The sequence below is a fragment of the Shewanella sp. TC10 genome, from assembly GCF_009663145.1.
Classification (GTDB): domain Bacteria; phylum Pseudomonadota; class Gammaproteobacteria; order Enterobacterales; family Shewanellaceae; genus Shewanella.
This window is the reverse complement of record NZ_VKHR01000062.1, coordinates 19670-32148: the sequence shown is the minus strand read 5'-3', so window position 1 is coordinate 32148 and position 12479 is coordinate 19670. Positions and strand designations below refer to the sequence as shown.

Annotated in this window: 11 protein-coding genes; 7 read left to right on the top strand and 4 right to left on the bottom strand. The window is 39.7% G+C overall.

Annotated features, from left to right (window positions below):
* The first annotated feature begins 279 nt into the window (after nt 1-279).
* Both FNZ24_RS17845 and FNZ24_RS17840 read left to right on the top strand, forming a co-directional pair.
* A complete protein-coding gene (locus FNZ24_RS17845) occupies nt 280-1071 on the top strand; it encodes a hypothetical protein (protein ID WP_153916189.1) in 792 nt (263 codons plus the stop codon).
* A 389-nt stretch (nt 1072-1460) separates the two neighbouring features.
* Nucleotides 1461-2162, top strand: coding sequence for a DUF6445 family protein (locus tag FNZ24_RS17840; protein ID WP_153916188.1), 702 nt, complete (start codon nt 1461-1463; stop codon nt 2160-2162).
* A 586-nt stretch (nt 2163-2748) separates the two neighbouring features.
* On the opposite strand, the gene dbpA is transcribed toward FNZ24_RS17840, so the two are convergent.
* Together dbpA and FNZ24_RS17830 are read right to left on the bottom strand one after the other, a co-directional pair.
* Nucleotides 2749-4152: an ATP-dependent RNA helicase DbpA gene (gene dbpA, locus FNZ24_RS17835; protein ID WP_153916187.1), complete on the bottom strand. Its 1404-nt coding sequence runs from the start codon at nt 4150-4152 to the stop codon at nt 2749-2751.
* Between the two features lie 151 nt (nt 4153-4303).
* On the bottom strand, nt 4304-5170 hold the full coding sequence (locus FNZ24_RS17830; protein WP_153916186.1) for a pirin family protein: 867 nt from the start codon (nt 5168-5170) through the stop codon (nt 4304-4306).
* A 352-nt stretch (nt 5171-5522) separates the two neighbouring features.
* Here FNZ24_RS17830 and FNZ24_RS17825 point away from each other — a divergent pair, with 352 nt between their 5' ends.
* The 5 genes from FNZ24_RS17825 (at nt 5523) to FNZ24_RS17805 (ending at nt 10599) form a co-directional block, all read left to right on the top strand.
* The gene (locus FNZ24_RS17825) at nt 5523-6578 is read left to right on the top strand and encodes a cytochrome-c peroxidase (protein WP_153916185.1); all 1056 of its coding nucleotides are present in this window, start codon (nt 5523-5525) and stop codon (nt 6576-6578) included.
* The gene (locus FNZ24_RS17820) at nt 6579-7217 is read left to right on the top strand and encodes a plastocyanin/azurin family copper-binding protein (protein WP_153916184.1); all 639 of its coding nucleotides are present in this window, start codon (nt 6579-6581) and stop codon (nt 7215-7217) included.
* A 181-nt stretch (nt 7218-7398) separates the two neighbouring features.
* Nucleotides 7399-7827, top strand: coding sequence for a cytochrome P460 family protein (locus FNZ24_RS17815; RefSeq protein ID WP_194945094.1), 429 nt, complete (start codon nt 7399-7401; stop codon nt 7825-7827).
* Between the two features lie 12 nt (nt 7828-7839).
* On the top strand, nt 7840-9447 hold the full coding sequence (locus FNZ24_RS17810; RefSeq protein WP_194945093.1) for a diguanylate cyclase domain-containing protein: 1608 nt from the start codon (nt 7840-7842) through the stop codon (nt 9445-9447).
* A 312-nt stretch (nt 9448-9759) separates the two neighbouring features.
* The gene (locus tag FNZ24_RS17805) at nt 9760-10599 is read left to right on the top strand and encodes a hypothetical protein (protein ID WP_153916181.1); all 840 of its coding nucleotides are present in this window, start codon (nt 9760-9762) and stop codon (nt 10597-10599) included.
* 158 nt (nt 10600-10757) lie between these two features.
* On the opposite strand, the gene FNZ24_RS17800 is transcribed toward FNZ24_RS17805, so the two are convergent.
* Nucleotides 10758-11528 (bottom strand): ABC transporter permease, encoded by a 771-nt coding sequence (locus tag FNZ24_RS17800; RefSeq protein ID WP_153916180.1) that lies wholly within the window; start codon nt 11526-11528, stop codon nt 10758-10760.
* Nucleotides 11525-12463 carry an ABC transporter ATP-binding protein gene (locus FNZ24_RS17795; protein ID WP_153916179.1) on the bottom strand — a complete coding sequence of 313 codons (939 nt, stop codon included), beginning with the start codon at nt 12461-12463 and terminating at the stop codon, nt 11525-11527. The genes FNZ24_RS17800 and FNZ24_RS17795 overlap by 4 nt, the downstream gene beginning before the upstream one ends.
* Nucleotides 12464-12479 lie beyond the last annotated feature (16 nt).

Sequence of the window (12479 nt, the reverse complement as noted above, 5' to 3'; positions counted from 1 at the left end):
CRAAAAAGGCATGAAAGCCTAGCTTTCGTGCCTTTTTTGTATCTATGACATAGATATAATGTAGTTTTCAATTTTAGCGTTAGTTTTAGTTTCCACAACCGCTTTACGCTCGCAGCTTAGCCGCAAACTCAATCCCAAAAGTCTCTCTACAAACTCATTCTATAGAGTCTGCCCTCAAATCAAGGTCCACAAATCAGTAATAGGTATTCTGTGCATGAGTTGCCAGTTTGTCCCCTTTGGTTCATGATAAATTATGACTACATTTTTCATGGAAGATTTATGAAACATTCTGGATTAATTACACTGGGGTTATTACTAGCACTCGGTTGCCTTTTTTTAGGCTTACAAATGGGTAAAAAGCAACTTAATCAAGTTGAAGAGGCTCAAGTTAAAGAGAGCCAAGTACAAATGAGTCAGCCAAGCTCTGAAATCAATAACAGTGCTAAAACCCTGTCGTCAGCATTAGAGAGTGAATCGGCGCAGCTTATTTCTGAACTGAAACAAGAAGTGAAACAGCTCAAACAAGAGCTAGCAGAAAAGAATAGCCTTATTGATGCTATGAATTCGTCAATGGGGCTACTAGAGCAGCAAGTTGAAATTGCATATACCGAAATAGATGAAGCAGCAGATCAAAATACCAGTTCTCCTTTTCATCCTGAACCTGCCAGCATTACTCTCGAGCAAGCTAGCCAAAGGGTACCAGAAGAATTCGCAAATATCATCGCTAATCAACAAGGTGACATGATTGAACGCTTTAAACGCCATCATCAAGCTGAAACCAACCATGATTGGGCTGTAAATCGCGAGCAAGAATTAAGAGATGCCATTGCCATTAGTGAGTTTGCTAACGACGTAAATATTGAGTCCATCACCTGTAAGACCACAACCTGTGAAATTCGCGGATTCGAGTTAGCGCCCAATGCGTGGATGGAGGTAAGTCAACAAGTTCAGGGAGGAAATCTTGGCAAAAATGTCAGCTCTTGGTCATATCTTGCAGGTGACGAAAATGGCGACACCTTGATTTACATGTTGTCAGAAGTGGATAGCGGCCAAATATCTAACTCACAATAGTATCTAGCTCACAATAGCACCTGGCTCACAATAGTATCTAGTCAGCAATAACACCTCTGAATTACCAATCTCAATATAGCGAACCCCATATATCGGGTTCGCAGACAACTACTTTGTTAGTCGTCAGACTAACTAGCACTCTGACTAAGTGTCATTTAGACTAAGAGCATTTAGACGAAAGCCTAATACTAAAATAGCTATATAAACAATAAGCTACAAATCTTTCAAAAATCATTTCACCCAATAGTAAAACCGTAACGATCTAAACCGACACTAACCTCGTATCATCACTCACTGAAGCTATTAGTTTAGCCCTAAGTGATGCATCCAATATTGTGAAAATAGTTAGCGCCTAGTGACATACTGACGTAAAGGAATACAGACTTATCATGAGTGTTATTAACAGCAAGCTGCAAATCCAAAGTAGACAAATTCCCCACTCTAACCAGTTAGTCTGGATAATTGATGACTTTTTAGAGGACTTTGAATCCCTAGTCGATTACAGCAACACCAAAGCATATTTTAACCCAGCAGGCACCGATGGCACTTTATTTCCAGGCATGCGTGATGAAATGCCAACGCCCTATTACAGCACTCTGACAGCCCTACTTGAATTATTAGCCCAGCAGCCACAAGGGGAGCATTTTCAACAACATAAAATAGCCAAATGTTGGCTCTCAAAAGTGACCTTAAGCCCAGTACAGTTAAATGCGACGCAAACAATGCCTCACTTTGACTCTCTAGCAGACCACGATATGGCAGCAGTGCATTACCTCAATGACAATCAATTAGGCGGCACTCATTTTTATCGCTATCGAGGAACCGATAAACTGCATTTATCGGTAAATGACAAAGATGTCATTTTGAAAATGGTGGATGAGGTTAAACAAACCGCTGCCAGTCGTAACGGCTACATTAATGATTCAGATACGCTATTCGAAAAAGTATTCAGCATTGAAGCAAAGCCCAATCGTCTAATCATTTACTCAGGCAATATTTTGCATAGCGCAAACATCACAGACCAAGTGGAGTTTGATAAGAAATCGCATAATAGTCGCACTTCAATTAATTCATTTTTTAGCCTGACTTAATGACGGTATAAAAGATTAAGCTTGCTTCATGAAAGCTATATAAGCTTAAAACATCTCGTTATATTTGAACAACCAACTCTGGCAGAAATGGAAATCGCCCAAGTTGCAGTTCAAACGGATTGAAAGCCAAACCCATCAAATTGATGGGACCTCATTACGTACAAGTTACGACAGGTATACTGGTAAGCTAACACTGTCCTCTTTAAAAGATGGGGCAGTATTAGCAAGTAAGAATATGTTTTTGTCTCCTTTTTCATCTCGTTCATTTTGTTTAAATAAAAAGCAATACCAACTAAGAGCAAGTTGGGGAATAATATGGCAATCTTGCATTGTTGAAGTAATAAGACCTCACAATTCAACTAGAACCATCATCAAAGAGTTACTTCCTCAAAGACGGCGACGAACAATCATAGTCTGCAGCTATGTAGCAATGATTAGCCTGATTAAAATCGCATTTATTATGACTGCACCGATTTAAGTCCAAGCAATTAAGTAAATTCACAATTTAAAGTAATAAGCCTAAATCTGACATACAAAAAAGCGAGCTTAGTTTGCACTAAGCTCGCTTTTTTTTACTTATTTAATATTACAAAAACCAAGCTCGGTAAGTCTTACCTTTCAAGCGGCCTTTGGTAATTTTGTTCAATGCTTTTTTCGATGCATCACGTTTAACAGCAACAAATGAGCGAATATCGGTCACTTTAATTTTGCCAATATCGGCGCCGTTAATGCCATTTTCACCCGTTAAGCCACCGACAATGTCACCAGGACGGATTTTGTGCTTTTTACCCGCATCAATTTGAATGGTGATCATTTCTGCTTCTTGCGGCTGCTTGTTGAGCACATTCATTGACGGTAACGTTTCACCATCAATTTCTTTGCCAATCAGCTCTTCAATTTCGACCATTCTGTGGCCATCAGCATGACTAAAGAAAGTGTACGCAGCGCCTTTACTACCTGCGCGGCCTGTACGACCAATTCGGTGAATATGCACTTCAGTATCGTAAGCAATGTGATAGTTAAATACCGCTTCTAAATCTTCGATATCTAAACCACGAGAGGCCACATCGGTAGCCACTAATACGCGGGCGCTCTTGTTAGCAAAACGCAGTAACATTTGATCGCGATCGCGCTGCTCTAAGTCGCCATGTAAAGCCAACACACTAAAACCTTGCTCGGCTAAAGTGTCAGCCACTTTTTGGGTTTCACGTTTGGTGTTACAAAAAACCACTGCACTTTCAGGTTGCTTTTCAAGGAGCAATAATTGCAATGCCTCTAAGCGAGCCTGATTGTCTTCTGTATGGTAAAAATGCTGCTCAATTGTATGGTTGTCATGAGTCGCCTCAACCTTAACCATCAAAGGCTTATACATAATCTGTTCAACAATTTGTTGAATTTGCTCAGGAAAAGTCGCGCTAAATAATAGCGTTTGACGCTCATGAGGTGTTTCAGCAATGATTTGGTCAATATGATCTTGGAAACCCATTTCTAACATGCGATCGGCTTCATCTAGCACTAACATATTCACGTTGCTGAGATCTAAACGGTTACGATCGAGATGATCGACAATACGTCCAGGTGTGCCAACAATAATGTGGGCACCATGTTCAAGCGAGCCAATTTGCGGGCCCATTGGAACACCGCCACATAAGGTCAGCACTTTTACGTTATGAATACCACGGGCTAAAGTACGAATATCTTTGGCCACTTGATCAGCCAATTCACGCGTTGGACATAGCACCATGGTTTGAATGCGAAAACGTTTCACATCAAGTTTATTTAGTAGACCTAAGCCAAATGCAGCCGTTTTACCTGAACCGGTTTTTCCTTGGCCAATCACGTCATCACCCGCAAGAATAGCCGGTAAGCTTTCAGCTTGGATTTGAGTCATAGACTCGTATCCCATGGTTTTAAGATTATCAAACAAACCTGGTTTAAGATTAAGTGATGCGAAAGCCGTATTAGCGGCCTGTTCAGTAGACTGACTCAAGTTGAATATCCTCTGATATCAAAGCAAAATGGGATAATAGAAACAACTCGGCCAAGGATAAAATACCTTGGCCAAATGTTTGAATGTCTATTGTAGCAATTTTATCCGTTAGTCGCTGACATTTATTCACATAAAACGGATTGAAATCACCCTAAACAATTTCCCCAAAACGTCCTTGCTGATAATCATCAATGGCCTGATTTATCTCAGCTTGACTGTTCATCACAAATGGCCCCATATGAACAATTTTCTCATTAATGGGGCTGCCTGCTAGTAATAGAATTCCTGTATCTTCATGCCCCGCTTTGATAAGCGTATTGAGTTGTGGCTCAATCACCAATAGTTGGCCTTGTTTTGCCTGTGCACGAAGTCCGCTGGCATCGAGATACTCAAGCTCGCCTTGATAAATGAATACACTAACACTTTGGTGTGCAGATAAGTCTATACGCGCTTCTCCGCCTTCATCCAGCATCAAATCTGCGATAGCGCCATTACCCGCCAAACCTTGAATGCTGGCCTTTATGACTTTTTCGCTGTTGGTAAACTGCCAGTCACCAGCCAAAGCTTTAAGATGAGCGCCGCTATCATTGCTAACAACCGGATTAGGTGTGTCTGTTGTGTCTTGATAAATTGCAGGACGCATTTTGTCTTTGGCTGGCATGTTAAGCCAAATCTGAAATCCATGAAGGCCTTCATTAGCATCGGCAAGGGGCATTTCAGAATGCACTACGCCACTTCCTGTACTCATCCATTGCACATCACCCGCACGTATCGCTTTAACATTACCGAGTTGATCTCGATGCTCAAAACCGCCTTTACGTATATACGTAAAGGTTTCAATACCTCGATGTGGATGCGGCGGAAAACCGCCAATAAAATCTTGCTGATCATTTGATTTTATTTCATCAATCATTAAGTAAGGATCAAAACGAGTATTCATGAAATCCGCTACTCGTTTAATATTAACCCCATCACCATCCATCGCTGGACGAGCGGTAAATTTGCTTAATACGTTCATGATAAAACTCTCAGTTAACCGTTAATAAGATAACCCTACCAAGCATACAGTCGAATGAATACTGCATTAAAACGTAGCCATCATTCGATTAAATCGAAAATTAATATAAAATCTACAGCTACTCATAAATGGGTAACGGCTCTCATAGAGACCCTATCAATGCTAATTAAAGTCATAATCATTTCAAAATCACATAGCCCCATTGAGATATTTTTAAAGCGATACAGTAGCTTATTTGAACTTTTCTACTAAGCTTTTTAAGTGGCGCAAATATATAGCTAACTTATTCATTTTGTTAAGAGCGCTAACATTCCAATCGAACACGATACTTTGATATGTAAGCTCGTTATTAATGGATTATTTACGTATGCTAACAGCGCCGAATATTGCACACATGTTGTTTTACATCGCCATATTATCCGCACCATTAGTATCTAAATTATCTATCGCGTTGCCACTTTCGACCCCACTATTATATGACATTGAATACCCTGAAGATGAGCCTCCCTCAGAAGATGAAATATATCTAGGAAAGTTACTTTTTTTCGACCACAGATTGTCAGGCAATAACAACGTTTCCTGTGCGACTTGTCATAATCCGGACCATGGTTTTAGTGATGGGTTAAAACTCAGTATTGGGACTGAAGGCAATAAATTAACTCGCCATACTCCACATTTATATAATTTAGCTTGGTCTAACATCTTTTTTTGGGATGGACGTGCGGATTCACTAGAACATCAAGCACTTATGCCAATTACGAACCCTGAAGAAATGAATTTATCTGAAACAATTATGCTAAGCAGAATTGCAGCTATTCAGCTATACCAAGCACAGTTTACAAAAGTTTATGGCAAGATCGAGATAGATAAATGGCACATTAGCCGAGCTCTTGCGTCATTTATGCGTAGCATTGTTTCTAACAATTCATCATTTGATAAGTATCTTGCTGGCCAATTTCAAGCCTTAAGTCCTGAAGCGAGAAATGGATTAAAGCTCTTCGAAGGAAAGGCAAAGTGCACAGAATGCCATGATGGTGCTAACTTCTCAGATGATAGTTTTCATAGCTTAGGAATTGCCACGACAGATAAAGGACGAGGCACCATCATAAATGAACCAGAAATGGCCTACCGATTTAAGACTCCCAGTTTACGAAATGTTGCATTAACCAACCCCTACATGCATGACGGCTCACTCGCAGACTTAGAAGCCGTTATTCAGTTTTACAATGAGGGTGGTGGCGATGGGCCTAATAAAGATGTATTGATGAAACCGTTAAATCTCACTCAAGATGAAGTGAGAGATTTGATCAGCTTCTTATCAGCACTGACCGACCCAGTTTTGATTGTGCGACCTGTGTTTTCTGAAATTAACCTAGCTACTTCGAAAGACAAGCAAACGGAGAAGTAAATGAAACGAAGACTCTCACCTTGGTGCAGACAATTGATATTAATACTCATCATAAGTTTACCAAGCAGCGCGATAGCAGTAAGTATTCATGGCACGGTTACGTTTATTAAAAAGCCTCCTTTGGTAGGCATCGCCTATGTTCCGGCTGAGCAATCCAGTATTGCTGACGCCGAAATCGATCAATTAGACAAACAGTTCACTTCAAAAATGGTTGTCATTAAACCAGGGGATTCGGTCACATTTAAAAATTCAGATAATGTTGAACATAATGTCTTCGCTAACGACGTAGCACAATCAGCTAAATTTGATGTTGGATTGATGCCACCCGGAGAAGAAAAACAAATAGTCGTCGATTGGAAGGAGAACAGCATTGTCAGAGTAGGCTGTAAAATTCACCCCAAAATGCGCACTTATTTAGCCTCAATAGACACGCCTTACCACAAAATTATTGAATTCGAGAATGGAAAGCAACAATACAGCTTTACCATAAATAATATTCCTGAAGGTTCAGAGGTGCTTTATTTTAAAGTCCCCAAATATGATGTTGTCGCAATAGATATTACTGACAGCACGTCATGGACAATGGATATAACGAAAAAGAACAAAATTCGCGGACATGTCACTATTGATAAAAAGTAGACCCATTATGAAGCCATTAAAAGCCATACTTTTATTTGCAGGAGTCTGTGCCGTATCCCCCCTGCTTATTACTCATTCTCACTCGAATGATAGTGTCAACATACCCTACCAAATCAATGCTTTTGATTTTATTAAGCACCGATTGCCTCATTCCGAAAATTACCAAACGCAATGGAATCGAATGACTGGATTCGAGCATTCAGGTCTCCATTGGGAACTGTTTGTCGTGGTTTATACCGATATAGGTGAGGACGTTTATAAGCATAATTTTTTGCAATATAGCACTTGGTTTGACGATCCCGAAGATGAAGACAATCAGCCAAATTATAAGACGTATCCCATTGGCACCACTTTTATCAAAGAAAATTACTCGATGAAAAATGGCAAGCCTGATAAAGCCCAATGGCTAACGATCATGATAAAACGCGAACAGGACTTTAATCCAGAAGGCGGCAACTGGGAATACATGCAGTTCAATGTCAATGGCGAGGCAATGATTAACGGCAGCAGTATAGATAACCAAGTCAGTAGCCAATGCGCTCAATGCCACGAGAATGTCGCAGAACGAGATTATATTTTTTCAAATATTTATAGCGGTACTTACCAATAGCTTATGAAAATAATGAATCAATTTGATGTAAAACAAAAAGCAATCGCAGCCACGATAGTATTAGTATTGGTTTTGCTCGCCATTACGCTGATTTCATTAGCAAGCTTTTCTACAACCCAAGAAAAGTTAGAAAAGGTCACCTCGCAATATCAACCCAAAATGTTGAGTGCCATGCAATTAACCTCGCATTTTTACCATAGCTTAAGTGTGCTTGGTAATTACTTAATCGAGAAAGATGACTACAACATGAGCCTATATAGGCAAAAAGTCGAAGATATTAATCATACTCTCAACGAGTTAGTTGACCTAACAAACCTTAATCCTGAACTTGATGACTCTGAACAATTAATTCAAATTAGAATCTTAGTTGATGAAATTATCGAACATAACATCTCAATGCTAGCGCTCGCTCAAAATAACAAAAAAAATATGCCGGCCATCGGTATTGCATCAGACAAACTCGAACCAACAGCCTTGTATATGAATCAAATTGTAAATGACTTACTCATGGTTACAGAAGCGAATGAACAACTTGCTATGATGCAGAAAGTTGATAATTTAAGGTTCAACTGGACTATGCTTGTCAGCGAAGTAAGGCATTACTTAGCATTTCGTCAAGACGACATCATTGACGAAATAAGACTATTCTCTACTGGTGTCAACCAGTCATTAGAAGATCTGAATAATCAGTACGATCAAATGGATGCTGACCAACAAGACTTGCTGGATGAGTTTGACAGTAACATGTCATATTACCGAGAGTTTTTAACCCAAGCCATCTATGTTCACGCCAGTAATGATTGGCGAGCCGATAGAAAGCTGATGCGTCAAAACATCACCCCAACGTTACGGAAATTAACTAGCGAACTGGAGATGCTAGTCACCAAGCAGCAGCAGCGAATTCAAGAAAGTAACATTGAGCTCTCTGAACAAATCAGTAATGCCGAACGTACGATCCGTATATCCATTCAAATTGCATTAGCGATTGCGATACTGGTTATTTTTCTATCATTTAGAAATAAGCGTCTTGCCAGTGATATTCAAATTCACAAAGAAAGTGAAAGAAGATTTCGCCATAAAGCTCATCATGACTCACTCACTCAGCTGGCTAACCGATCTTATTTTGATGACACCTTGTTCGAGCTATTTTTACTTCAAGAAGCTGCAATGAAACGAGAACAACTCAATAGTGAACTATTTTTTGGATTACTCTATATCGATCTCGACGGTTTTAAAGCTGTGAACGACAACGTAGGTCACGACGCTGGCGACTTTATTTTAATTGAAGCTGCCAAACGCATGAAGAAAATCGTAAGAAGCTCAGATTTAGTCTGCCGTTTGGGAGGCGATGAGTTTGCGATAATATTAAATGATGTGAAACAAGTATCGGCTATCATAAAAGTCGCTGAAAAATGCTGTGCTAGTATCAATGCAGGTTACAAGTACCAACAAGAAAAGCTTAATGTGAGTGCCAGTATTGGCATTTCGTACTCGACTCACCCCCAATTACCACTGAATGAGAAAATAGAAGTAAAAATGGAAGCCATCACCAAACAAGCAGATCAGGCAATGTACCAAGCTAAAAAAAGTGGCAAAAATCAATTTTGTATTTTCAAGTAACAGCAAACATCATTCGATTTATTAGAATTGTAGTTTAATTCCCCATCCAACCATGAAGCTCACAATACGTCTGATACATGTGATTCAATTTGTAACCTCACATAATGAACAAAAAAGCACAAAACAGATTGAATCCTTATCTTTAAAGAACATCTACCTATCTCATCATTATTTCGAAACCTTTGCTCCTGCCAACCCTTAGCACAAGTCTCTAACAAATATCTCATTATTCAAGTTCAAAAAATAAACACTGTTAAAACCTTAAAAAATCAATAAACATAAACATAAACAGTTAGATAAAGGATTCGAATTATGAAATTCGGTAGAGGTTTAGGCTCAATTTTTATGATATTTACTTTAGGGGCATGTAATGACTCTGACGAATTAAATGAGCTGGACTCAATAAAGTTTGAATCGGCGACGGTACAAAATTGTTTTGATGTACTTAGAGACAGAAACGGTTGGGGAAACCTCGCTGATATACAGACGTTCTCATGCAGTGGTGGAGATTTAGATGCTGAAGGCATCGAAGAAATGGCGATATTTACCAGCTTAAAAGAATTAGACATCTCTTCAAGCGGAGCCAAAGATATTGATTTATCTTCATTCAGCACATTGGAAAAAATTAGACTTACATTTAACTTATCTTTAAGCAGCTTACATTTATCTGAGAATCATTCACTTACTGAAGTATCACTTTGGAATAACGCCGAATTGCAATTAGACGCCGCCAACTTGGTTAACCTAAAAACCATTGAAGCCGTATCTAATAATATAAGTTACCTCAATATTTATAATACCCCTCAACTAGAGTTCCTCAATGTAATGGACAATAACTTGTCTATTATAGATGTTTCAAATAATCATAATTTACGAACATTGCACTTAGATATGAATGATTTCAGCAGCATCAATCTGCAAGAAAACATCAACTTGGAAAACCTCTCCATCGGTCTTAATGAAATACAATCGATTGATTTAACTCACAACACCCAGCTTAAAACCTTCGATGCAGCTATTAGTCAATTAACAACGATTAATTTAGATGCTAATAGACTGCTGGAAAGCGTAAGGCTTAATAACAACCCCTTTGATCAAGCTACACTTGATTACTTAAGCGCGATAGACTGGATAGATAATCTGATTTTTTAAGTCACTCACCCAATAAAAAGGACTCAATTGAGTCCTTTTTAATAAACATTCACGGTAAGTTCATCGCAAACTAGCTACACCTTTAGCACAAGCCAGCTGTGCCTTTAGTAACAGCTAGCTACGCCTTCAACAAAAGCTAGCTGTGCCTTTAATAAAAGCTAGCTACGCAGGCCAATACCACGTGAAATCAGATAATAAGCCACAAACCATAATCCAGCGCAGAAGCTCACCATGATGCCGATTGATAAAGGTACGCTCATATCTGCAAAACCAAGGAAGCCATAACGGAAAACGTTAATCACATAAACCACAGGGTTTAATGCTGACACGCCTTGCCAGAAGTCAGGCAATAGAGATAACGAGTAGAATACCCCACCTAAGTAAGTCAGTGGCGTTAATACAAACGTTGGAATGATACTGATGTCATCGTAGCTTTTAGCAAATACCGCGTTAATAAGACCGGCTAAAGCAAACATGACTGAGGTTAAAAAGGCCGTTAGCAGCACATAACCTAAGTGATGAACGCTTATATCGACAAAGAACATGGCAACCAGCGTCACGATACAACCAACTAATAAACCACGGGCAACACCGCCGCCAACATAACCAGCAATCATCACATAATGGGGCACTGGCGCGACCATGATTTCTTCAAGGTTACGCTGAAATTTAGCACTATAAAATGATGAGCCCACATTTGAAAATGAGTTGGTGATTACCGACATCATGATAAGACCAGGGGCAATAAACTCCATGTAACTCACGCCGCCCATTTGGCCAATACGACTACCAACTAAGTTACCAAAAATCAGGAAATACAGGGTCATGGTAATAGCTGGCGGTACAATCGTTTGCACCCAAATACGGGTAAAACGGTTTATCTCTTTGGTTAAAATACTTTTAAAAGCAATAAAATATAACTGGTTCATGATTTTGCCTCCTTGGCTTTTTCGACCAATTCAACAAATAACTCTTCAAGTCGGTTCGATTTGTTACGCATCGAAATCACTTCAATGCCATCGTTTGATAACTGAGAGAAAACATCATTGAGGTTATCTTCTTTCACCACGTCGACTTCTAGCGTGTGGCCATCAGTTAAACGACAGTTAAACTTACCTAAATTTGGCGCAGCTTCGATGTCGTTACGTAAATCTAGGATAAAGGTTTCCATGTTGAGTTTACTGAGCAAAGATTTCATCGTGGTGCATTCCACCAGCATACCTTGATCAATAATACCGATATTGCGGCACAGCATTTCAGCTTCTTCAAGATAGTGTGTGGTTAAAATAATCGTCACACCTTGGGCATTAATCTGTTTCAAAAAATCCCACATTGAGCGGCGAAGCTCAATATCAACACCCGCTGTCGGCTCATCTAATATCAACAGTTTTGGCTCATGCATCAGAGCACGGGCAATCATTAGACGACGTTTCATCCCGCCAGATAGCTGACGAGCTTGGGCGTTACGCTTTTCCCACAAATCTAACTGCGACAGATACTTTTCGGCACGTTGCAGAGCCACATCACGTTTTACGCCATAGTAACCCGCTTGGTTAACCACAATTTGTAGCACAGACTCAAACTGATTAAAGTTGAATTCTTGCGGCACTAAACCAATGCACAGTTTGGCTTGTTCAAGCTGTTTATCAATATCGTAATCAAAAACCTTCACCTGTCCTTCGGTCTTTTGAACCAGCGAACTGATCACCCCAATGGTCGTGGATTTACCCGCTCCATTTGGTCCTAACAAAGCAAAAAAGTCACCTTGCTTTACCGTAAGATTAAGGGTTTTAACGGCTTCAACACCGCCCTTATAGGTCTTTTTAAGGTTTTCGATAACTAATGCATTGGCGGTTTCGCCCATGATGAATTCCCTCTAC

Coding starts and splice junctions, on each gene's coding strand:
- FNZ24_RS17845 (WP_153916189.1), top strand. CDS start 280: ATGAAACATTCTGGATTAATTACACTGGGGTTATTACTAGCACTCGGT.
- FNZ24_RS17840 (WP_153916188.1), top strand. CDS start 1,461: ATGAGTGTTATTAACAGCAAGCTGCAAATCCAAAGTAGACAAATTCCC.
- FNZ24_RS17830 (WP_153916186.1), bottom strand. CDS start 5,170: ATGAACGTATTAAGCAAATTTACCGCTCGTCCAGCGATGGATGGTGAT.
- FNZ24_RS17825 (WP_153916185.1), top strand. CDS start 5,523: ATGGATTATTTACGTATGCTAACAGCGCCGAATATTGCACACATGTTG.
- FNZ24_RS17820 (WP_153916184.1), top strand. CDS start 6,579: ATGAAACGAAGACTCTCACCTTGGTGCAGACAATTGATATTAATACTC.
- FNZ24_RS17815 (WP_194945094.1), top strand. CDS start 7,399: ATGACTGGATTCGAGCATTCAGGTCTCCATTGGGAACTGTTTGTCGTG.
- FNZ24_RS17810 (WP_194945093.1), top strand. CDS start 7,840: ATGAATCAATTTGATGTAAAACAAAAAGCAATCGCAGCCACGATAGTA.
- FNZ24_RS17805 (WP_153916181.1), top strand. CDS start 9,760: ATGAAATTCGGTAGAGGTTTAGGCTCAATTTTTATGATATTTACTTTA.
- FNZ24_RS17800 (WP_153916180.1), bottom strand. CDS start 11,528: ATGAACCAGTTATATTTTATTGCTTTTAAAAGTATTTTAACCAAAGAG.
- FNZ24_RS17795 (WP_153916179.1), bottom strand. CDS start 12,463: ATGGGCGAAACCGCCAATGCATTAGTTATCGAAAACCTTAAAAAGACC.